The sequence below is a fragment of the Lysobacter capsici genome (assembly GCF_018732085.1).
Classification (GTDB): Bacteria; Pseudomonadota; Gammaproteobacteria; order Xanthomonadales; family Xanthomonadaceae; genus Lysobacter; species Lysobacter capsici_A.
This window is the reverse complement of record NZ_CP076103.1, coordinates 3,058,991-3,081,724: the sequence shown is the minus strand read 5'-3', so window position 1 is coordinate 3,081,724 and position 22,734 is coordinate 3,058,991. Positions and strand designations below refer to the sequence as shown.

Genomic DNA, 22,734 nt, shown 5'->3' with positions numbered 1-22,734 from the left:
CCTGCCCCTTCGGCATCAAGTGCCGGAGGGCAGGCGCGCGGCGTGCCGTGAACGGCGTTGCCCACAAGGCGCTTCGGCGATTGCAATGCCGGCACGTTCGCTGTAACCATTCCAGCTGCGTTTCAACGGAGATGCAGCATGGAGCGATTCACTGGCGGTTGCGTGTGCGGCAACGTTCGCATCGAAGCCTCGGGCCTGCCCTACCGGGTCGGCGTCTGCCATTGCTTCGACTGCCGCAAGCATAGCGGCAGCCTTTTCTACACATTCGCCATGTTCCCGCACGATGCGGTGAGCGTTGAAGGCGAAACACGCGATTACCTCGGACGGCATTTCTGCCCGCGCTGCGGCTCATCCGTTTTTGCACGCAGCGCGGACGAGGTCGAAGTGAGCCTGGGAGCGCTGGACGCACCCGACCAACTCACGCCGACCTACGAAACCTGGACCGTCCGCCGCGAGTCCTGGTTGCCGGCGTTCGCGCTCAGCCGGCACTACGAGCGCGATCGCGAAGGCACGGGTCGCTTCGAACCGTAATGCCCGCAAGCGGCGAATGCGCCGCCGCGCGAACGGCCTTGTTCGCGAACGCAGTCGTCGCCCGGTTTCAGGTCGTCCCGATCGACGCAGTCGCCCAGACGACTGGGCGACTGCCGCTTTCGCGAACGTGGCCGCTTACATCACGCAGCCCGCGTATACCTTGGACTTGTTGCTCGTCACGCCCCAACCCGGATCGCCGCAACCGGCGGGCTGGCGAATCCCGACGACCGTGCCCGCATCGTTGTAGTACACAACGGAACAAAAGCAACCCGCGGAACTGGTCGCCGCGCCGGTACTGGCGGACATCGCCAACAGGGTTCCCAATACGATCAACTTGAAGCGATGCATGGCACTCCTCCCTTGGCTTTCCTGCGGCAGGTTGCCGCGCAAGGAAGATACAACGCGCGATGCGCACGGCGATTGCGAACCAGGCGAAGTTTCGATTGCGCCAATCGCGGCGAAAATGAACTGTGAGCGCGATCGAGAAGTCGCGCCAACGGATGAAACACCGGATCAATCTGTCCGCACGCTGGCGCGATATCGGACCTCGGCACAAGCGGCTGATCGACCCGCCACAACGCAATATTTTTACCCGCTCGATTTTCCGTCGATCACGTCGCGACATTCTCGCGCGACAAGATCAATCAACTCCGAGTGCGATCGACACGACGCTTTGGCCACCATGCCACTTCGTGATTGAACATTTGTGAGACGCATCACGACGACAGCGTATTTCGTGGCGTAATACGATCCACATCGGGAAATTTTGCCCGACTTGTTTCGTGCGGCAAATGGTTTCCATTAAAACCACTTATGCGATCAGAAAGATCGTGGTTCGCCTCAACCTGAGCGCGCATCTCCTTTGGTGCGGCGCTCGCCACAGCTGCATCGCAATGTCGCGCGGCATCCATGCGCCGCGACATAGACGAAACGCGAACAAACGTTGAGCGCCGGGGAACCCATCGTTTTGCGCGGCCAGGGACGACCGCATCGGCGGAACGAGCACACGATGTTTCGCCTCGAAGACCAGTGCGGAATCGATCCGGACTGATCAGGTCGGCAGCGCCGGATGCGCTTGCCGAAACCTGGAAGGACTATTCAACCAACAAGGAGCTAGTTATGAACCATCTAGTCGCGTTGAGTCTGGTGTTGCTGGTTTCGGTGCCCGCTGTCGATACGGCGGTGGCCAAGGAACCTGCGTTTCAAAAACTGAACGCTAAAGCCAAGTTCATCCAAGGCGACAATCTGGTGAGAGGTTTGCTGCCCGAAACGGGAAGCGCCACCGATGCGCGCCTGCAGACGCCGCAGCAGAAGGCGGCCGGGTTGAGCGCGATCATGGTCACGCGCAATGGCGACCTGTACGAATCCAGGATGAATCCCGAAGATGTCGCCATCTTCGAAAAGGCCATCAGGGATCTGGAGTCGGTGGGCCGCACCGCCACGAGCTTCAGCACGCCGCCGACGTTTCCGACGCTTCATGCGGACGGCCGGGTCACGCCCAAGGTCGTGATCGGCGCGGACGACAGAGTGCAGATTTCCAACACCGTGGCCGCTCCGTTCTGGCATATCGGCCGTATCGGCATCGGCTGCACCGGCACCTTGATCACCGCCAAGCACGTGCTCACCGCAGGCCACTGCGTCTCCAACGGCGCCGGCACGTTCTATTCCAGCCTGGACTTCACCACCGCGCAGAACGGCAGCTACGAGCCCTGGGGCACGACCACCTGGGCCCGCGCCGTCACCACCACGGCATGGCATAACAGCGCCGACAGCAACTACGACTATGCGCTGATCGTGCTCAGCGCGGCGCCGCACGGCGGCAACTCCGGCTGGGGCGTCTATTCCGGCGGCACGCATACCATCATCGGCTATCCCGGCGACAAGCCGCTCGGCACGATGTGGACGCACTCGGGGTCGGTGAACACCAGCGGCTCCTATCGGCTGTGCTACACCATCGATACCGCCGGCGGCAACAGCGGCAGCGGCATCGCCAGCGACGGCGGGGTCAACGTCCGCGGCATCCACACGACCGGTTCGTCCACCCAGAACTGCGGAACGCAGCTGACCAGCACGGTCTACAACACGCTTCAGAACTGGATCGCCACCTACCCTTGATCGGCGGGCGTCGATCTGCAGTAATGCCGGCGTGGTGCATCGGGCCAACGATGCACCACGTTCCTCAGCGGTGCGTTCCCGAACGAATCATCCAACGCGCAAGGCGGCAACGATGAAACCGGTCTTTATCGCGTTACTGCTGCTGGCGGGCTGCGGCCTCGACAACCAACAGCCGAGCACGAACCATGAGCCGTTGGAAAGCGCGCTGATCGTCGGCAGCGCCGAGTCTCCGGACCCGGTATTGACCAAGGTGATGGCGCTGGAAAAAAGCGGCGTGGTGAAGGACGTGGTCGTACAGGAATCCTTCCCGGTGCAGATCCGCCTGCGCGCGCCCAGGAAAGTGATCGACGAGCTCAACGAAATGCCGCGGTCCGGCGGATTGCGTTAGCCGGATGTCGGGATCGGTTCGTAGCGCCCGGCGGGTACGCGTGAAACTCAATGCCCTGCCCCGTCCGATGCATTCGCCTGCGATCGGGCGCCGGCAATCGCCATCGCCGCGTGGCCCGGCATGCCGAATTGTGTTGCCGCCTTGCAGATGATCTACGGCCGGCAAGGCGCGGCCGTCGAACAACGACGCATCTTCGCCGTGTCCGGTTCCCGGGAAATCATCCAGGTCATGACGTGGACCGGTGCAAGACGAACGCGGCCGAACGGCTGCCTGCCGCCTCAAGCCTGAGCATTCGTAAAGGCGTCTTGCCCCTACGCTTTTCCGAAACCGGAACAGCCGCCGGACCGGCCCGCATTCCGGCACTGCATTTCAAATAATTCAGCGACTTGGCCCGCGCTTATTCCGTCGCGACAGCCAAAGGTGTATGTAGTCACTGCACGTGCCTGTTCATGCGGCTCCCCCACCCTCGGCACCCCGTCTCGGAGTTCATCCGATCATGAAGAAATTTCGCAAGGTCCTCCTCACCCTGATCGTGTTCGGGTTGCTGGGATCGGTCCTGTTCCTGTATTGGCCGGTGTACCAGCGCTCGGTGCCCGCGGCCGGCAACGAAAAACCGGTCGACGTGGTCCTGATCGGCGGCGGCATCATGAGCGTGACCTTGGCGACCTATCTGCAGGAGCTGCAGCCGAGCTGGAACATCCAGCTGTACGAACGCCGCGACGGCGTGGCCGAAGAAAGCTCCGACGGCTGGAACAACGCCGGCACCGGCCACTCCGGATTCGCCGAATTGAATTACACCCCACAATTGCCCGACGGCAGCATCGAAACCAAGCGCGCGGTCGATATCGCCGAACAGTTCGAAATCTCGCGCCAGTTCTGGTCGCATCAGGTGCGCGAAGGCCGCCTGCAGCAGCCGTCGGACTTCATCAATGCCACGCCGCACATGAGCTTCGTCTGGGGCGACGAGAACATCGCCTACCTGCGCAAGCGCCGCGATGCGCTGGTCAAGAACCCGCTGTTCTACGGCATGGAATATTCCGAAGACCCGGCGCAGATCGGCAAGTGGGCGCCGTTGTTGATGGAAGGCCGCGATCCCAAGCAGAAAGTCGCCGCGACGTACATGCCGATCGGCACCGACGTCAATTTCGGCGTCATTACCCGCCAACTGACGCAGGCGCTGCAGCGCAGCGCGAACTTCCAGCTGCACCTGAACAACGAAGTCACCGCGCTGCGCCAGAACGGCGACAAGACCTGGAACGTCACGGTCAAGGACCTCAAGTCCGGCGGCGAATCGACGGTCAAGTCGCGCTTCGTCTTCATCGGCGCCGGCGGCGCGGCGCTGAAGCTGCTGCAGCTGTCGGGCATTCCCGAAGCGCGCGATTACGCCGGCTTCCCGGTCGGCGGCCAGTTCCTGGCGTTCCAGGCGCCGGCGATCGCGGACCGGCACGGGGTCAAGGCCTATGGCCAGGCCGAAACCGGTTCGCCGCCGATGTCGGTGCCGCATCTGGACGCGCGCAAGCTCGACGGCAAGCCGGTGGTGTTGTTCGGGCCGTTCGCCCTGTTCAGCACCAAGTTCCTCAAGTACGGCTCGTGGTTCGACCTGTACTCCTCGGTCACCCACGACAACCTGGGCGAAATGATCAGCGTCGGCGGCGAGAACCTCGACCTGGTCCGGTACCTGCTGAGCCAGGCCCGACTCAACGACGACGACCGCCACGCGGAACTGCGCAAGTACTACCCCAACGCCAAACGCGAGGACTGGACGCTGGTGACCGCCGGCCAGCGCGTGCAGATCATCAAGCGCGATCCGGTCAAGGGCCCGGTGCTGCAGTTCGGCACCGAGATCGTCGCCGACAAGGACCACACCCTCGCCGCCCTGCTCGGCGCCTCGCCGGGCGCGTCGACGTCGCCGCCGATCATGCTCGACCTGCTGGCGAAGGCTTTCCCCGAGCAGATGGCGGCCGGCTGGCGTACGCAGTTGCAGACGATCATTCCGTCCTACGGCCGCCACCTCAACGACAGCCCGCAGCTGACCAATGAGATTCGCGCGATGACCAGCCAGACGCTGCATCTGCCGTATCTGGAGGTGCCGGTGGCTGTGGGGACGGTTCCGCAGACAACCCCGCAGCAGCCGACGCCTCAGGCGAAGGCCAAGGAGAATGCCGAGTTGCAGGCGCTGTGAGAGCGATCTCCATGCGGTTTGCCGACAACCGGCGTGCGTTCCCGAGCCATACGGGCGTTCGCGGACGCTAATGCTTCAGCGTCTTGCAAACAGGAACAAATGACGATGAGGCATGGGACGGTAAAGCAAGATCAGAGGCTTGCCCGCGCAGCGGGCGGCCGCGACGGCACAGATTAATGCCGGAGAGCTGATGCCATACGAAATCGACCCACCCGGCGGGTAACGATCCGCGCCGGGCCCGCCTTTTTTCACTCAGATGCTGCGCCGCGCGGTTGCGATGCTTTGCTGGGCCACTACGTGCCGAAGCCACGGCATCGATCCATCGCCCCGCGCAGCCGCGCGACTTCGTCATGAATGAAGCCCGGTTGGAGCATGATTGGCGCAAGGCGCCGCGAAGCTCAGGATTTCTTCTTCGCCGAAACGATTCCGATCAGGCAGGCCGCATACACGCCCATCGCGACCAGGCCAAGCACCATCGCTGCTCGCGCATAACCCGAAAACACCAGCGCGGACGCCGCGAACGCGCAAAGCGCGCCGAAGAACATCCCGTACGCAGCCCATTTCGGCGATTTTCTTGGAACGTTCATCGCATCACTCTCTATAGTTCGGCAAACGGATCAGGGCAACTGACGCACCAGATCGAAGACTCTCGCCAGCACGCCGACACCGGGCCAGCACCATGCCGCCGTCGACAGCACCGCGATGGCTGCGTAAACACCCTGTTCGGTCGCGCCCATCGCGGGCGCCGGGCGCACCGGCAGAGCCGCTTCAGGGTCATTGGGTGTCAATTGCGGATTCCCACCCAGGTCGACGGCGGAGAATCCAGGCGTAGCGCCGATCCGGGAGCCGATCAACGTGAGCAGCAGCACCGGCCACCACAGCAAGGCGACCGCCAGCAAGGCCAGCGCAGACAGTGCTTTGCCGAGCGTGGAACGCTCCTGCCACGGCCGGTAGTTGGTCGGCTGGGTCCACAGATTGGCGCTCAACTCGCGCAGCAGCGGTCTGCGTGCGCCCTCCAGACAAACCGTGTCCGGTAACGAGGTCCATTCGGCCGCCATGTAGCGACGCAGGAATTCGTAATAGGCCAGGCAATCGGACTGGCCGTTGTTCGCGGCGCTCGCCATGATCATCTTGCCCTCGTCCGCCGGCTCGACCAGATACAGGTGATGGTACTGGACGGCGCCGCCGGTAGTGACCGCGGTGGCGATTTCCACGCGCGGCACCAGGTCCGACCAGTTCGCTTCGATGCGTCGGCCGCCCTGAAGTTGCACGACCTTGCCGCTGATCCGATTGAACAAGGTCGGAAACACGTGGGACGCCGTGAAGGCTTTGAGCAAAGCAGCGATCGCGATCACCGCGAACACCACGATCGCGACCAGCATGATGACAACAAAGCCCTGATCGGCGGTGCCCCGCTCGTACTCCTTCCACAGCATGGATGAAAACCAGAGCGCCACGCCTGACGTCAGCAACCCCAGCGACAACAACATGCTCTTGAGCCCGGAGGACATATCGCCCTGCGGACGGATCTGCAACCGCGTCGCATCCATCGACACGACGATTCCCTCGCCCTTCGCGACCGGTCCCCGCCTGGGCAGTTCGTACAACGGCCCGTGCCTGGGAACCTGAAAGGACCGTTCCCAGTCGAGCTCGACCTGTCCGCTGTCGGACACGCTGGGCAACGCCTGGACGGGGTTCGGTTTATCGCTTTGCGTCACGTGGCATCCGAGGCCAGGATCTCGAACTTCTTGCCGCCCGCCTCGGGCAGCACGATGTCGGGATTTTCGGTTTTGTTGGGCCAGTACTTCAGCAGCACCGAGGCCTTGACGGGTTCGTTTTGGAATGTCGAGTACATCAGGTGCCAGCGCACCCCATTGGCCGGGGCCGAATACAGCGCGTTGCTTTGCGATTCGTAGGGACGGAACTGCGGGATGTTCACGTACTGCAGTCCACCGCCTTTGATCGACCGGTTCTCGCTGGCCTTCAAGACCTTGCCGTCTTCCATCTGTACGGTCAAATCGTAGGCCAGCCAGGCCTTGTCCATCGCGGGCGCGATGATCTCGACGGTGAAGTTGCCGCCGGCCAGGCCCTTGCGCCATTCCATTTTGACTTCGATCGGCAGCTTGAACAACTCGCCGAACTGCTTGTCTTCCTCGCCCTTGCTCGCGTAGGTCTTCGGGCTCTTGCCGAGGCAGGACTTCTTCATCCAGGTCTGGAGCGGGTCGTCCTTGTCTTCCTCGGCCTGGAACAAACAGTAGATGCCCACACCCACCGCCAGGATCGCCAATACCGCCCACCCGGCCGGCCCGAACCCGAGCAACGGCGCGGCCCCCGCCAGGCTCGCATAGCCGCCGGCGATGCTCGCCACGCCGCCTATGATCAGGAAACCGCCGGCGGCGATCGTCCAATTGCCCGCGTCCATGTCGCCCTCGCCTCTGAGCGAGACGCCGTCGTAAACGGTGACGCAACCTCCGATCACGCTGGCCAGACCGCTGAGCATTCCTCCATAGGCGGAAAACGCCGTGGCGTTTTTTATCCCCCACGCTCCCAACTTGCCGGCGCCGGCGGAGTTGTAGATTTCCTTCCATATCTTCAGCGAGCCGCCTGCGAATTCGCTGAAGGCGCCCATCAGGCCGATGCCCGCCGCGATCATCTTGATGTGGCTTTTCGCTCCGGACAGCTCCGCCGCGTCGAAGAACGCCACGACCTGGAAATAGCCCGCGAACGCCGCCAACCCGGCGGACGCCGGACCGGCGCGCACGGTCTTGATCGCGCTCTTCCAGAAATTGGTGCCGCTGGCGACGCGAGGCAGACCGGCGAACTTGTCCTCGACCGCGGTCATGGCCACATCCGCCACCACCTTGCGCACGCGCAACTCGGCCACGCCTTGCTCGAAGGTTTCCGTCGCGGTGATCTTGACGCCGCCCTTGCTGGTCTGCTCCAGGTGGAAATCCCAATCGAAGACGATGAAACGCACCTTGACGTTGGCGCCGTCGCCGAGTTCGTCGGCGATGTCGGCGACGTTCATCGTCCAGTTCTTGGCGCCGCCGCCGTTGATCGTCTGGATCAGACGGCGCTCCATCTCCATCGTCCACAGCGCTTCTTTCATGTAGCGCGCCGACTGAGCGCCGGTCAATTCCTGCAGCAGCGGAATCGGCACGGTCTTGAACCAGATCCAGCCGGCCATCGCGCCCGCCCGCATGAATTGAGACTGGGACAGCTTCGCGCCCAGTCCCTGCATGCCGAACATGACGTTCTTGATCGATTCCTTGATCTTCAAGGTCGAGCGGAAGAACCGATCGGCCCCGGCCGCTTTCGTGGTCGCCGCGTTGGCGGCGGTGACTTCGTCGGCGGCGATGCCGAGTTCCTTCGCCACGTCCTGATACATCTTTTCCCACTTGTCGACCGCGGAATACAACTTCTTGAAGTTGCCGTAGACGTCCTTGGTCTTGTGCTCGAACGCGAATTGCAGCAACGCTTCCTGATTGCCCGCCAGCACCCGGAACCAGACGTTGTCGTTGTCGATGTTGCTGAGGCTTTTCTCGGCGAACGCGCGCTCGTTGTCGTTGAGACCCACGCCGAACAAGATCGCGGAGAACTGGTCCACGAACTGCACACTGGCCGGTGCGTTGGTGCGGTCGAAGTCTTCGTCGCGGATCGCTTTGAACCGCGCGCTCTGGACATGGGCGAGATAATCATCGCAATGCTTGTCACGGGTACCGATCAGATTCCTGCTCTCGGCCTCGTATTTCGAGCGGAACTGGCTCAGCTTGGCGGTGTCGATGCAGTCGGCGTATTTTTCGGTCCACTCCTCGCCCTTGCCGCCGTCCTTGTAGCTTTTTTCCAGTCGTTCGAAGGCGCGGCTGACGGTGATCTCGCGGGCGTACTTGCGCTCGACCTGGTTGAGCAGGGTGTTGACGCCGTTGGCGTAGTGACGCATTTCCTGCGCGATGCCGACGTCGTCGCTGAGGCAGAACGCCAGGCCCTTGCCCGGCATCACGTCGTTCACGTACTTGCCCAGATCGGCCGCGTGAGCCTGGCGGTTCAATCCCGAAGTCAGGCTCTTGTCGTAGACCGCATGCAGGCCTGCGTACTCGGCCGCGAATATGCCCATGTTCGTACCGCTTGGATCGATAAAGAAGCCGTTCTCCGGCTTCTTGTGGGCGAGCACATCGCCCAGGACCAGCGGCATCATGCGCAACCCGCGCAGGGCCGCATCGCCCTTGTATTTGTCGCGGACCTTCTTGGTCCACAGCACGCTCGAATAGGCCAGCCACACCGTGCCCGCCTTCTTCGGCTCCAGGACGTTGATCACCGACGCCTTGACGTGGTCGCCCTGGCGACTGCAACTGAAGGTCACCTGCCCGGGCGGAACCTGTTCGATCGGATACTCGCGGAAATAGCCGTCCGCGGTCACGGCGAAGTAACGCCAGGTGCCGTTGCGCTCGTCGAACATGTACACGTAACCGTCCTGCATCACGCGCACGACGCAATCGCCGCCTTTCCAGCCCAGGTTGTCTTGCTTGACCTTCGCGCTCTTGTCGGCGGCCTCCGCCCCGGCGACGTTGGGGTGATAGGCGAATCTCAGCGGCAGGATCGGCAATCCCGGACGCGAGCAGTAGGGGCAGTCGCCGCCGGGATTGTTCTGGGATTTATCCCGTGCCTTTGTCGCGATGCCTGCACCGTCAGCCATGTCGTGCTCCTTGCTTGCCTGCCGTCCAATGTCCGGACTCGATGTCCGCCCAAAGCCGCTCGTCCGATTGCGCGGCCAGATCCACGTAGTTCGCTTCCTTCGACCGCATGGCCGCTATCCAGCCGGCAACGTGCGGATGTTCCTCGATGCGCGCATGCACCAGGCATCGATGCAGCATGAACGCCACGCAATCGGCTTCGTCCTCGATCGAAAATCCAAGGGCCTGCGCCTTGGCGGCCGCTTGGTCGAGCCGGGCGAACGCGTCCCGCGGCGGTTCGGCCGACTCGCGCCACTGCGAAAAGGCCTGGTTGAGCACGCCGATCCGGTCGAGTTTCAATTGCTGCTCGGCGTTGATAGGGATCGCCGCCGTGGGCTCATGGATGCCCTGCACCGCCTGCGTCTGGCCGCGATGATCGACAAACCACCATTGCTCCACGCCCGCGACCGCGCCCTGTCCCGCGAAAACCGCTGGCAGGTGCCGCATCACTCGTGGATCGAAGAACCGGAACATCCATGGCCCGCTTCCGGCGGTACGCCGCATCTGCGCGGCGAACAGCCGCTTGAGCTGGACGGCCGGCAAATCGCTGGCGAACCATCCGCACAGGCTGCGCACATCGGCGTTGCCTAGCGCTTGGTCGAACGCCAACACGCAGCTGTGATCGAGCAAGCGATCCAGGGAGGAATCCAGCGCCACGAAGTACGGATACTCCTTCGGCGCGATACCCCAGTTCGGCACGTCGACCGCATGGGCCGGTTGGCCGCCGACGGACAATGCGTCGCGGTCGAACGGGTCTTGCAACAGCGGGTCGACGAACACGTACACCGTCTTGCCCGAGCGGAACAGCGTCTCGCGCAGCCGATCGATACGATCGGCCAGGTCGGCCTGCGACGCGCCGTTGTCGCGCTCAGCTGGCAGCACGCGCGCCACCGGTTGTCGCTGCGTGTTTCAGTTTCTCCGCGCAGCCCTTGTAGTTGCCCGTGGCAAGGCTCGCCTGGGTGCTCGCCGAGGCCGGCGTGGTCAAATTACGCTGACTGCTCTTGAACTCGATCGTCCCCGGCGCGCCCAGCTCGATATCGCCGCCTTCGATCTTGAGATAAGCCCCCGCCGCGGTCGCCAGCACGCGTTTGCTCGGCGCGGCGATCTGCACGTCGGCTTGAGTGCTGGCGATCTTGACGCTGGTCTTGGCCGCGGCGCGCGCAAGCTCCTTGTGCGCGCGCAGGCTCACCGCGCCCTTGGCCGCGTGCAAGGCGATGCCGCGCTCCTGGTTCGGTTTGCCGCCCGGCGCTTGCCCGCCGTGGGTGAACAAGGCGATGCCGCCGGCGACGGCCACGACACTTTCGGTCTGGCTGAGCCATTGCAGGTCCTGGTCGGCGGTCAGCACCGCTTGCGTGCCGGACACCCACACCTGGTTTTGCGGGGTCACGCTGACGATGCCCTTGGGGCTGCTCGCGAGCAGCAGCGGGTTGCTCCAGCCCGGCGCGCTGCCGTCGCCGCCGCCGATGCCTTCGCCCGGCGCGCTGCCGGTCTGGGTCGCGGCCATGGTGTCCTGGGTGGTCTTCAGCGCGGTCTGGGCGGCGAGTTCCTTCGGGTCGTCGGGCAGGATCGCTTTTTGGGTCTGGGCGGCCTCGCCCAAGGTCTGGATCAGCTGCTCGCTCAGGCTCAGCTGCGCTTGCGCCAAGGTCGCGGTGAGGTGCTGATTGCCCGATTCGGTGGTCAGCAGCAGGCCCGCGCCGCCGCGCAGCGCGCCGCCGGCCTGGGTGCTCAGTTCGGCGCCGAAGCCGCGCTCCTGGCCGCGGATGTTGTCGACCCCGCCTTTCAGGTGGCCCAGGGCCAGGGTGCTCAGGTGCTGGGTGGTGTTGGCCTGCACCCGGCCCTGCCCCGGCGTGTCGTCGAGCTTGAGCTGCTGGTAGCCGCCGCTGCCGCCCTGGCTGTCGGCCAGGGCCTGGGTCTTGAAACCGGTGAACACCGACGGGTGGTCGTTGCCTTCGAACCAGGCGGCGGCATTGCCGGTGGCGCCGCCGGCCCCGCCGCCGACATCGTTGTGGGCGGCGTCGAGCTGGCCGCGGCCGTTGTAGACCGTGCCGATGACCACGGGCCGATCGATATCGCCCTCCAGGAACGCGACCACGACCTCCTGGCCCTTGCGCGGCAACATCACCCCGCCCCAGTTGTCGCCGGCCCAGGGGCCGGCCACCCGCACCCAGGTCCAGGCCTGGCCCAGGCCGGGCGCGTTGTCGTCGCCGGACGGATGCGCCAGGCGATTGCTGGCGTCGCCGCCGCGCTGCCACGGGAACTGCACCTTGATCCGGTGATCGCGGTCGGTCTGCAACGGCGCGCCGTCGCTGACCACGATCGCGGTCTGGCTGCCATGCACGGTCGGCTTGGGATGCAGGCGCAGGCCGTGGCCGTCGGTGGTGCGGCTGCGGTACGGCACCGCGGCGGGCAAGGCGTCGAAGCTGTTGAGGTAGAAACCTGCGCCATCGACCGCGTCGTTGCCGACCGCCGGGCCGGCCTCGCCCAGATCGGGCGCGAAGCCTTCGTGCGAGGGCGTGGCCAGGCCGCTGAGCGCGTCGGGCAACACCGGCACCGCCAGGGTGGCCGGACCGAGCTGCTTTTCGGCCAGGTCCAGCACGTCGGCACCGAGGTTGTTGCGGGCGCGATGACGCACGCTCAAACAGGTGAAACGGCCGCTGTCGGCGTCGGGATACGCATGATGCTGGGTGAGCACGAAGCGGCCGCCCGGCCGCAGCCGACGCCAGCTGCCGGCGCCCTGCACGGTGTCGGCCGACACCTGCAACGCTTCCAGATGCTGGCGGGTGTAACGATCGCCGGTGGCGCGATCGGGATAGGCGTAGGGACCGGCGACGTCCTGGTCCTCCGGCGCGACTTCGCCGTAATGGCTGCCCAAGGCCGAGGCCGGACGCAGGTCCAGGCTGCGGTAATCCCAACTGCTGCGCTGCAGCCGCGCGGTCTGCCAGCGGCGCGCGGTCGACCAGTGCTGGACGCTGTCGCCCGGTTCGGTCGCGTCCTTGCGATGGAAACGGATCGCGCCCAGGTCGGCGAAGGCCTCGTTGTGATCGGCCAGCACCAGGGTGTGCATGCCCAGGCTGGATTCGTCCGCCTCGGCGCCGTCCTCGGCCAGCGCCTGGTCGCTGTGTTCGACGTGGTAGTGGATGCCTTCCTCGGCGAGCAGGCGATGCAGGAAGTCGTAGTCGGACTCTTCGTACTGGCAGGTCAGGCTGCGCTTCTTGTAGACCGACGGGTCGGCCAGATCCCAGCGCCACGCCGGCGCCAGGCGGCCCTGGCCGGCATAGTCGGCGAACAGCGACTCGACGATCTCGACCACGGTCATGTCCTGGAACACGAACGCGTCCACGCGCTGGCGCAGGAACGCGAGCCACGGTTCGACGATCAACCGGTAACGCGCCAGGCCGCCGTTGCTGCCGATGCGCTCGAACGCGCTCAGGTGGCCGTGGAAGCAGCGCAGGTCGCCGACCGCGTCGGCGGTCATCAGCTCCAGCCGCACCGGCTGGCCGAGCAGCTCGCTCAGGTCCAGGTGCGCGTCGACCGACAACGCGGTCAGTTCGAAACGAAAGCCGCCTTCGTCCAGCGATTCGCGGCCGTCCAGCGATTCGGCGATCAGCACGTCCGGCCCCAGCGACGTATGCAGCCGCAACAGGCGTTCGTGCTGGCGGGGCGCGCTGAGCGCGCTGAGTAGTGTGGCGAGGACGTCCATGGCTCTGCCTCCTGCAGTCTCCCGGGCGACGCTTCTGCCCGCGGCCGTGAACGGCGACGTGGCCTTCGGGAAGCGTCCCCTACGTTGGCTCCGACCCCGCGAACGGGGCCGGCGATTCCTTTACCGGCCGATCATAGCCTTGTCCGGTCTCAGCTGTCGCGGCGGGGCAGGTTTGGCCGTCGGGCGGCAGCTGGCCCGCCCGCGATGGCGGACCGGCCAAGACCGCGGTCCTGCCTCCCCGCCCTTCCCTGTCTCTTGCGCCGGACCGCACAGGCGGACCGGCACGGCGACCCGCCGCGATCAGGCGATCTTGTACTTGAACTCACCGTTCTTGGCCGCGCTGACCTTGATCCTTTCGATCTTGCTGCCCTCGGCCATGCGCGCCAGCACCGACTCGGCGATCTCCGGCAGCAAGGTGCCGTTGAGGATGTGATCGACGTTGCGCGCGCCCGAATCGACTTCGGTGCAACGCTGCAGCATCGCCTCGACCAGGCTGTCGTCCCACTCGAACACCGCCTTGTGGTTGGCCGCGACCCGGTCGCGGATGCGGCGCAGCTTGAGCGCGATGATCTGCGCCAGAACGTCGTCGGAGATCGGGTAGTACGGCACCACTTTCAGGCGGCCGAGGAACGCCGGCTTGAACGACTTCATCAGCACCGGACGCAAGGCGTCGGCGAGTTCGTCGGCCTTCGGGATGTCCTCGGCCGGCTTGTTGAGCGCGGCCTGCATGATCTGCGAGGACCCCACGTTCGAGGTCAGGATGATCAGGGTGTTGCGGAAGTCGATTTCGCGGCCTTCGGCGTCGTCCATCATGCCCTTGTCGAACACCTGGAAGAACATCTCCAGCACGTCCGGATGCGCCTTCTCGACTTCATCAAGCAGCACCACGCTGTAGGGCTGGCGCCGCACCGCCTCGGTCAGCACGCCGCCCTCGCCGTAACCGACGTAGCCCGGCGGCGAGCCCTTCAACCCGGATACGCTGTGCGCTTCCTGGTACTCGCTCATGTTGATGGTGACCAGCTTGCGCTCGCCGCCGTAGAGGATGTCGGCCAGCGCGAGCGCAGTCTCGGTCTTGCCCACGCCGGACGGGCCGACGAACATGAACACGCCGCGCGGCTTGTTCGGGTCTTCGAGCTTGGCGCTGGCGGTGCGCACGCGCTGGGCCACCGCTTCGAGCGCGTGGTCCTGACCCATGACGCGTTCGGCCAGCATCGGCGCGAGGTTGCGCACGGTGCGGATCTCGTCCTTGATCATCCGGCCCAGCGGCACGCCGGTCCAGGCCGACACGATCTCGGCGACCACGGTGCCGTCGACCTGCAACGGCACCATCGGGGTTTCGCCTTGCAATGCGCGCAATTGCGCGACCAGGTCGTTGACTTCCTGGTGCTTGGGATCGGCGGATTTCGTCGCCGCCTTGGCCTTGCCCTTGGCGGCTTTGGCCGCGGGCTTGGCGTCCTGCGCTTGCGCTGCGGCAGCGGCGGTGTCCGCGGCTGCGGTCGTGGTCGTGGCCGCGACTTCGAGCTCGCCGCGCAAGGCCTGAATCCGCTGCGCCAACTCGGTTTCCTGCAACAGCCGCGCTTCGTTGTCGGCCAGCACCTTGCGCGACTGTTCCAGTTGGGCCTCGAGCTCGGCCACGCGTTCGTCGTGCATGGCACCCGACGCGGCCTCGCGATGCAGCGCGCCCAGTTCGGCGCTCAGGCGATCGATGTGCTTGCGCGTGTCCTCGATGATCGCCGGCGTCGCGCTCTGCCCGAGCGCGACCTTGGCGCAGGCGGTATCGAGCACGCTGACCGCCTTGTCCGGCAACTGGCGTCCGCTGATGTAGCGGTGCGACAGGCGCACCGCCTCGGTGATCGCTTCGTCGAGCACGCGGATGTTGAAGTGCTTCTCCATCAGCGGCACCAGCCCGCGCAGCATCGCCGCGGCGATCGGCTCGCTGGGTTCCTCGACCTTGACCACCTGGAAACGCCGCGCCAGCGCGGCGTCCTTCTCGAAGTATTTCTTGTACTCGCCCCAGGTGGTCGCCGCGATCGTGCGCAGTTCGCCGCGCGCCAGCGCCGGCTTGAGCAGGTTGGCCGCATCGCTCTGCCCGGCCTGGCCGCCGGCGCCGATCATGGTGTGCGCCTCGTCGATGAACAGGATGATCGGATGCGAGCTCTTCTTGACCTCGTCGATCACGTTCTTCAGGCGGTTCTCGAACTCGCCCTTGACGCTGGCGCCGGCCTGCAACAGGCCCATGTCGAGGGTGTGCAGCTCCACGCCCTGCAGCACCTGCGGCACGTCCTTGTCGGCGATGCGCAGCGCCAGGCCTTCGACCACCGCGGTCTTGCCGACGCCGGCCTCGCCGGTGAGGATCGGGTTGTTCTGGCGCCGCCGCAGCAGGATGTCGACGACCTGGCGGATTTCCGATTCGCGGCCGACCACCGGATCGAGATGGCCGTCGCGCGCGCGCTGAGTGAGGTTGGTGGTGAACTGATCCAGCGCCGGGGTTTTCGATAACCCGCCCTGTTGCGCCGCATCGGCGGCGGTGGCGGCGTCGCCCTGCGCATCGTCGCCTTGCGGATGTTCGGCGTCGGCGAAACGCACGCCGTCGCCGGCTTCGGAGGAACCGGCGGTGAGCTTGGCGAAGTCGTGCTTGAGTTCGTCGCGCTTGATCCGCACGAACTGGGCCGAACCGCGCATCGCCAGTTGCGCCAGCCCCGGCTCGGTCAACAGCGCGAGCAGCAGGTGGCCGCTGCGGATGCGGCTGGTCTGCGAGTCGAGCGAGGCGATCAGCCAGGCGTGTTCGAACAAGGTCGGCAGGTGCGGCGAGAACACCGGCGTGCGGGTGTTGCCGGTCTTGAACCGGCCGATCTCGGTTTCCAGGTCGCGGCGCAGCGAATCCACCGAGATGCCGCTGCGCTGCGCGATCAAGGCGACGTCGCACTGCGGATGCTCGAGCAAGGCCAGGAACAGGTGCTCCAGATCGACCTCGTAATTGCCGCGCGCCATGCACAGGTTGGCGGCGCGTTCGGCGGAACGACGGCAGGTGTCGTCGAGCTTGCTGATCAGGGTCTTGAGATTGATGCTCATGCGTCGAGGGTCCGCGGTTGCTGAGGGACGGGGGCGACGCGGGTTACGCGGCCGCGGCGGCGGGGCGTTGGAAAAGGTGGGCGGTCCATGCGGTATGAGCTCCGTTGAAGGCGGTGATCGCGTTATTGCAAGGTGTGGATGTGGTAGCGCGTATCCGAGCGGTCGCTGTCGGCCGGGCGCGAGCACAGGTAACTGTCCCAGCCCAGGCGCGCGCCGTTGTGTTCGTCCATGCGCACGCCCTGGACCTGATCCTGGCGCAGGATCAGGCGCACTTCGTATTCCAGGGTGGAACCGGTCAGCAGGGTCAGCCACTTCGCCAGCGCCCGCGCCGCGCTGCCGCCGGGCAGGAAGCGCTGGAAGCGTTCGCGGTCGAGCGGCCCGATCCACAGCCGCAGGCGCAGGTCGCGCTGCCACACGCGCTCGCCGGCGAGCGCGGTCGCGCCCAGTTGCGCGTTGCTCTGGCCCAGGCGCGTGCGCTGTTGCTCGGGCACCACGTACCACGCGCCGACGAACTGCTCGACCCGCAACGGCGCCTGGAAATAGTCCGACAGGATCCGCTGCACGAACACCGCCGACACCGGATGCTGGCGGATGCCGCCGGCATAGTGCGCGATCGCCTGGTCGAACACGTCGCTTTCGCCGTCGACCATGCGGTCGCGCAGCGCATGCAGGCCGACCCCGGCCAGCGACAGGATCAGCGGCAGGAAGCGCTCACGCCGGTCGAACTCGTACTGCACGTGCAGGCGGTACTTCTTCCACGCGGCGTAGTGCTGGGCCACCGCGCGGTTGGTGAACATGTCCAGGAACGCGCGCGCGGTGCGGTCGCGCTGGTAGATCTCGCGCTGGGCGATGGTCTCGGTGTAATGCAGCGGCAGCACGCCGGCCACGCCGAGCAGGCCGGTGAAGGCCGGGGTGACCCGCACTTCCGAGATTTCCTGCGCGGTGACCGCCGCGTCGATCGCCTCGGCGGTTTCCAGCGCGATGCCCTGCTCGTCGTAGGCGACCGCGTGTTCGATCTCGCTGGCCGGAAACCCGAGCGACAGCGAGTTGCCGAAGCGCAGCCGGGTCGGCACGACGTCGCGCTGGGCCATGCCCTGGCGCGTGAACATGTGCTCGAGGACCCGCATCGCCTGGAAGAACTCGAAGCGATGCGGCTCGGTGAGCACCTGCTGGGCTACACCAGGATCGATTCGCCGCTTCGCGGTTGACATTGGATCAACACCTCGCCGCCGTGGCTCGACAGCAGCACCAGCTGCGTGAAGCTGTTGGCATGCACGTACAGGCCGAAAAAGTGGTCGAGCACCTTCGCGAACGCGGCCACGCCGGTGCCCACGAAGTACTGCTCGTCGATGGTCAAGCGGATCTCGATCCCGCGCACCACGCTGGTGAAATGCCGACCGGGCATCCACGCGGTGGTGGCCTTGTGCTCCAGGCCGAGGATGCCCTCGATCTGGCGCGCGGTGACCGCCGAACGCGCCGTGTCGTACAGGCGCAGCATCTCCTTCAGCGCGGGCAGGCCGCTCTGGGTCAGGGATAGATGATTGAGGCTCAGGTGCGAGATCAGCCGCCACTGCACCCCGCGGCCGCGCTCGAACCGCAGCGGCCGGCTGGGCTTGCGCAGCAGGCTGATCGAACGCGCCGCGCCGCCGCCTTCCATGGTCAGGTCGCCGCCCTGCACGTTGTAGGCCAGGTGGGTGGGCAGATCGCGATTGCTGCAGGTCAGCTCCAGGCTGATGATGTCGGTCTGCGGCAATACCGGATTGAAATCCAGGTCGACGAAGGACAGCTCGGTCTCGTAGCCGGGACTGACCCGCGCGACCTGGTCGTCGCGATGCGCGAGCCAGTACTGCCCGGTCTTGTCCGGCGTCTCGCCGTGATGCAAGGAATAGAACGGGCGGAACTCGGTGATCTTCTCGCCCTGCGGGGTCTGCCGCACGCGCTTGACCGAATCGATCGAATGCACTTCGAACGCGAACGCCCGGCGCGCGTCGGCGATCACCGGGTACGAGGCGGTGCGATGCGTGGCGCGGATCGGCTCGCCGTGCTGTTCGAACAGGTTGACCACCGGCGCGCAGGCCAGGCCGATATTGTCCACGCCCAGGCCTTCGAGCACCCGCGACACCGGCGAATCCAGCGGCGCGCTCTTGACGATCAGGTGCAAGGTGAAGGCGGTGCCGGCGTGGGCGCGCAGCGCCTTCAGGTCGAGATCGAAGAAGCCGAATTTTTCCGGGAACGCGAACAGCTCGGTCAGCAGGCGGTAGGCCGGATGCGAGCGTTCGGGATAGTCGATCAGCGACTCGTTCTCGGCGAAACCGACCTCGCTCAACGGGATCTTGGGCAAGGCGTACCAGCGGTTGCTGCCGGTCGGCTCGATGTAGGCCGCGCGCAGGTTCATGGTCAGCGTGTCGCGCAGCGCCGCGCAGAACGAGGGTTCGCCGTCGGCGAACAGGCGCAGCGAATCCAGCCCGAGCTTGGCCAGCGAGGGCTGGTCGCCCAGCAGTTCGAACGAAAGCGAAATCTGGCCGCCGCTGCCCTGCGGCAAGGTCACCGTCATTGGCGCCTCGACGATGGTGCGAAAGCTCGCCTTGGCCACCCGGATCGGCGCCAGCACCACGTCGTAGGCGGTGCGGAACTTGCAGCTCACCCCGCGCACCTGGCGCGAATGCAGCAAGGTGCCGCGCGGGATCGTGACCGGCGCGCTGAGCTTGGCCAGGCCCGAGCCGGCGTCGAAGCGCGCGATCGAGCACGAGGGAAACGGCCGCAGGTAATGCGGGTACAGCACTTCCAGCAGCGCTTCGGTGAACTCGGGGTAGTCGTCCTCGATCTTCTTCGACACCCGCGCGCTGAGCAACGCGAACGATTCGATCAGGCGTTCGACATGCGGGTCCTGGCTGCCGTCGGCGGACAGCAGCAGGCGGCTGGCGATCTTGGGGTAACGCTCGGCGAAATCGCGTCCGTAACGGCGCAGGAACGCCAGTTCGCGTTCGTAAAAAGGCAGCAGGTCTTCCATCAGCCCATCCTGTTCAAACCGCCGCGACCCGGCGCTGACGCACGACCGAGTACTGCAGCGTATTGGGCTGCAGCATCGCATCGAAGCTGATCGCTTCGCGCGCCGGGTGCAGGTCGAGCAAGCCGTGAATGGCGAAACGCAGGCCGCCGGCGCTGCGCGCATGGTTCTCCAGCGCGACGCGGACGTTGTGCAGACGCGGTTCGTGGCGGGCGATGGACTGCTCCAGCGAGCGGCAGATGGCGGCGCGGTCGAAGGCGTTGGCGAGGCTCAGCGCGGAGAAGTCGCGCAGGCCGAAGGTCATCAGCGAGCGCTGGCAGTTCGGGAAGGACTTGAGTTCGTCCTCGGTGAAGGCGGCGCGGCTGTTGAGCAGGCCTTCCAGGTCGCGGGCCACCGATTCCTTGTACTGGTCGACCGAGATCGACTTGAAGATGCGTCCGACCGTGGCCGACTTGGGCTCGTCGTCGAACAGTTTTTCCAGCAGGCTGGGTTCGAATCCTTTCATCTCGCGCTTCCTGTCGTTCGTCGGCGCCTGTCCTGGCGAAACCTGCGGCCGTGCTTGCGTTCCCTGGAACCTGGGATCGGCCGTCGCGTCGTCCGCGCCGCGGGCCGTCGCCTGTCGCGGGCCGATCGGTAGAGGAACACCCGTCGGCGGCCTGCGCCAGGAACTGCTGGGTCGTACGCGTCGCCGATGGCGAGCGTGCGTTGTTGCGGCCGCTGCGCGGCTTGCTGCCGAGATGTAGAACCGGCGGCGGAAGAATCCGCCGCCGGCCGGTTTGCATCGTCCATGGGCGCGACGCCCGGGTGGGCACCGGCCACGGCAACCTCGAACTTAGCCCGTGGTGTACTGCGGCGTGTTCTTGGACCAGCTGTACTGGAACGTGCTGTTGCCCTTCGGACCGCCTTCGATACCCTGCGCGGTGTAGGTGTCTTTCATGGTTGCGATCGAGAGCTGGATTTCTTCCATCAACAGACCGTTGTTGCCGATGAAGGTACGCACCTTGCTGACGACGATGTTCATCGCCTCGAACACGCGGTAGTTGATCGCCTTGCCGTCCTTGCCGTCTGCACGGCGGACGTTGACGGTCATCTTGTCCAGCGTGGAGCCGTTGGCCGCGGCCTGCAGGAACGCAGTCGAGGACAGGTCGGCTTCCTTGAGGATGTTGATGGTGGAAATCTCCGAACGCGCGGCGGTATGACCGCCGGCCGAGGAGCCAGTCGCCGAACGCGGCTGGACCACTTCGAAGTTGAAATCGAGCAGCTCGATCCAGTCCTTGTGATCGTTGTCGCGGGACTCACCCTTGAACGGACCGATCTTGAGGAAAACGCTGGGCTTCTGCTTCGGTTCTTGGTTGCCAATAGACATAAATAGGTTCCTTATCTTCCATGAGACGTTGAGTTTGCCGAGAGGTTCGGCGTTGATTTGGAATAAAAGCCAGATGTGACGCCAGTTGAAAAAAGTAGTGCTATGAATTAGGGCTCCATGCCCTTTACAACTCGACAGGGGCGCTGCTCTAACCCTTCTTGGCCCCTGCCGGCAGTTCCGCGACCAGACGCAAAGACACCGACAGCTCATCGAGCTGGAAGTGCGGCCGCAAGAACGCCACCGCGCGGTAGACGCCGGGACGACCCGGCACCTCCGATACCTGGATCGACGCTTCGCGCAACGGATGCTCGGCCTTGGCGTCCTGGGTCGCGTTGTCGTCGAGCAGCACATACTGCGCGATCCAGCGATTCAGGAAGTCCTCGACGTTGCCGGCCGAAGCGAAGCTGCCGATCTTTTCGCGCATCATCGCCTTGAGGTAATGGGCGATGCGCGACACCGCGAACATGTACTGCAACTGCGCCGACAACGAAGCGTTCGCGTTCGCCGAGTCGGTGTTGTACTTCTTGGCCTTCTGCGCCGACTGCGCGCCGAAGAACGCGGCGTAGTCGGTGTTCTTGCAATGCACCAGCGGGATGAAGCCCAGGTCGCTGAGCTCTTTCTCGCGGCGGTCGGTGATCGCGATCTCGGTCGGGCACTTGAGCGCGACTTCGCCGTCGTCGGTGCGGAAGGTGTGGGTCGGCAGGTCCTCGACCAGGCCGCCGCCTTCCACGCCGCGGATCGCCGCGCACCACGAGTAGTCCTCGAAGGCCTTGGTCAGGCGCGCGCCGAAGGCGTAGGCGGTGTTGCACCACAGGTACTTGCTGTGGTCCTGGCCGTCGACTTCCTCGACGAAGTTGAAGCCTTCGACCGTGGTGCCGTCCTTCGGGTTGTACGGCAGGCGGCCCAGGAAACGCGGCAGGGTCAGGCCGACGTAGCGGCTGTCCTCGGACTCGCGGAACGACTTCCACTTGGCGTATTCAACGGTATCGAACACCTTGGCCATGTCGCGCGGCTTGCCCAGGTCGGTGAAGGTCTCCAGGCCGAACATTTCCTCCGACGCGGCCGAAATGAACGGCGCGTGCGCGGCGGCGGCGACGTGGCCCATCTGTTCGACGAAGTACATGTCCTCGGCCTGGCGGCCGATGTAGTAGTCGCCGAGCAAGGCGCCGAACGGCGAACCGCCGAAGGTGCCGAACTCTTCCTCGTAGACTTTCTTGAACAACGAGCTCTGGTCGAAATCGATCGCCGACTTGAAGTCCTTGACCAGTTCGCGCTTGGGCGCGTTGAACACCTTGATCTTGAGCTGGGTGCCGGTGGAGGTCTGCGAGCACAGGTAGTGCAGGCCGCGCCAGGAGCTTTCCAGCTGCTGGAACTGCGAGGTGTGCATGATCGCGTTGAGCTGATCGGAGATCAGCCGGTCCAGCTCGGCCACGCGCGCGTCGAGGGTCAGGTTGAGGTTGTCGGAAACGACGACCGTGCCTTCCAGGACTTCGCGAGCGAGTTCGGAGATCAGGTCCTTGGCGCGTTCGTGCTCGGCGGCGGACTTGGCGACCTTGCTCTTCTCGACGATCTGGTCGAGCAGGCCGAGTTCCTCGGTACCGGCGGCAGCGGCGCTGGCGCCGGCGGCTTGCGTTGCGTTCATG

17 protein-coding genes are annotated in these 22,734 nt (G+C 65.3%); 5 read left to right on the top strand and 12 right to left on the bottom strand.

From position 1 onward, the window contains the following. Positions 1 to 138: 138 nt before the first annotated feature. On the top strand, positions 139 to 531 hold the full coding sequence (locus KME82_RS13000; RefSeq protein ID WP_215498888.1) for a GFA family protein: 393 nt from the start codon (positions 139 to 141) through the stop codon (positions 529 to 531). A 135-nt stretch (positions 532 to 666) separates the two neighbouring features. Here KME82_RS13000 and KME82_RS12995 read toward each other — a convergent pair whose 3' ends face one another. Beyond that, positions 667 to 879 (bottom strand): DUF6289 family protein, encoded by a 213-nt coding sequence (locus KME82_RS12995; protein WP_215498887.1) that lies wholly within the window; start codon positions 877 to 879, stop codon positions 667 to 669. A 122-nt stretch (positions 880 to 1,001) separates the two neighbouring features. Here KME82_RS12995 and KME82_RS12990 point away from each other — a divergent pair, with 122 nt between their 5' ends. The 4 genes from KME82_RS12990 to mqo all read left to right on the top strand — a co-directional run bounded on the left by KME82_RS12990 (position 1,002) and on the right by mqo (position 5,216). Continuing rightward, positions 1,002 to 1,241, top strand: a complete 240-nt coding sequence (locus KME82_RS12990) for a hypothetical protein (RefSeq protein WP_215498886.1) — start codon at positions 1,002 to 1,004, stop codon at positions 1,239 to 1,241. A gap of 409 nt (positions 1,242 to 1,650) precedes the next feature. Then, positions 1,651 to 2,646, top strand: a complete 996-nt coding sequence (locus KME82_RS12985) for a trypsin-like serine peptidase (protein WP_215498885.1) — start codon at positions 1,651 to 1,653, stop codon at positions 2,644 to 2,646. Between the two features lie 112 nt (positions 2,647 to 2,758). Then, complete coding sequence (locus KME82_RS12980; protein WP_215498884.1) at positions 2,759 to 3,034, top strand: hypothetical protein; 276 nt, start codon at positions 2,759 to 2,761, stop codon at positions 3,032 to 3,034. A gap of 496 nt (positions 3,035 to 3,530) precedes the next feature. Beyond that, the gene (gene mqo / locus KME82_RS12975) at positions 3,531 to 5,216 is read left to right on the top strand and encodes a malate dehydrogenase (quinone) (RefSeq protein WP_215498883.1); all 1,686 of its coding nucleotides are present in this window, start codon (positions 3,531 to 3,533) and stop codon (positions 5,214 to 5,216) included. A 398-nt stretch (positions 5,217 to 5,614) separates the two neighbouring features. Here the strand turns inward: mqo and KME82_RS12970 are convergent, their stop codons facing one another. The 11 genes from KME82_RS12970 to tssC all read right to left on the bottom strand — a co-directional run bounded on the left by KME82_RS12970 (position 5,615) and on the right by tssC (position 22,733). Beyond that, positions 5,615 to 5,761, bottom strand: coding sequence for a hypothetical protein (locus KME82_RS12970; protein ID WP_215498882.1), 147 nt, complete (start codon positions 5,759 to 5,761; stop codon positions 5,615 to 5,617). 72 nt (positions 5,762 to 5,833) lie between these two features. Continuing rightward, positions 5,834 to 6,934, bottom strand: a complete 1,101-nt coding sequence (locus tag KME82_RS12965; protein WP_215498881.1) for a hypothetical protein — start codon at positions 6,932 to 6,934, stop codon at positions 5,834 to 5,836. After that, positions 6,931 to 9,909 (bottom strand): T6SS effector BTH_I2691 family protein, encoded by a 2,979-nt coding sequence (locus tag KME82_RS12960; RefSeq protein ID WP_215498880.1) that lies wholly within the window; start codon positions 9,907 to 9,909, stop codon positions 6,931 to 6,933. The genes KME82_RS12965 and KME82_RS12960 overlap by 4 nt, the downstream gene beginning before the upstream one ends. Beyond that, entirely contained in the window at positions 9,902 to 10,726 is an 825-nt protein-coding gene (locus tag KME82_RS12955) for a DUF4123 domain-containing protein (protein WP_215498879.1), read from the bottom strand. The genes KME82_RS12960 and KME82_RS12955 overlap by 8 nt, the downstream gene beginning before the upstream one ends. A gap of 88 nt (positions 10,727 to 10,814) precedes the next feature. Continuing rightward, positions 10,815 to 13,646, bottom strand: coding sequence for a type VI secretion system Vgr family protein (locus tag KME82_RS12950; protein ID WP_215498878.1), 2,832 nt, complete (start codon positions 13,644 to 13,646; stop codon positions 10,815 to 10,817). A 300-nt stretch (positions 13,647 to 13,946) separates the two neighbouring features. Next, on the bottom strand, positions 13,947 to 16,718 hold the full coding sequence (gene tssH, locus KME82_RS12945; RefSeq protein ID WP_215498877.1) for a type VI secretion system ATPase TssH: 2,772 nt from the start codon (positions 16,716 to 16,718) through the stop codon (positions 13,947 to 13,949). A 122-nt stretch (positions 16,719 to 16,840) separates the two neighbouring features. Next, positions 16,841 to 17,929: a type VI secretion system baseplate subunit TssG gene (tssG, locus tag KME82_RS12940; protein ID WP_215498876.1), complete on the bottom strand. Its 1,089-nt coding sequence runs from the start codon at positions 17,927 to 17,929 to the stop codon at positions 16,841 to 16,843. Next, on the bottom strand, positions 17,893 to 19,728 hold the full coding sequence (tssF, locus tag KME82_RS12935; RefSeq protein WP_215498875.1) for a type VI secretion system baseplate subunit TssF: 1,836 nt from the start codon (positions 19,726 to 19,728) through the stop codon (positions 17,893 to 17,895). The genes tssG and tssF overlap by 37 nt, the downstream gene beginning before the upstream one ends. A 13-nt stretch (positions 19,729 to 19,741) precedes the next feature. Continuing rightward, entirely contained in the window at positions 19,742 to 20,230 is a 489-nt protein-coding gene (tssE, locus tag KME82_RS12930) for a type VI secretion system baseplate subunit TssE (protein WP_215498874.1), read from the bottom strand. A gap of 327 nt (positions 20,231 to 20,557) precedes the next feature. Continuing rightward, on the bottom strand, positions 20,558 to 21,091 hold the full coding sequence (locus tag KME82_RS12925; protein WP_215498873.1) for an Hcp family type VI secretion system effector: 534 nt from the start codon (positions 21,089 to 21,091) through the stop codon (positions 20,558 to 20,560). 148 nt (positions 21,092 to 21,239) lie between these two features. Beyond that, entirely contained in the window at positions 21,240 to 22,733 is a 1,494-nt protein-coding gene (gene tssC, locus KME82_RS12920) for a type VI secretion system contractile sheath large subunit (RefSeq protein ID WP_215498872.1), read from the bottom strand. Position 22,734: the final 1 nt, after the last annotated feature.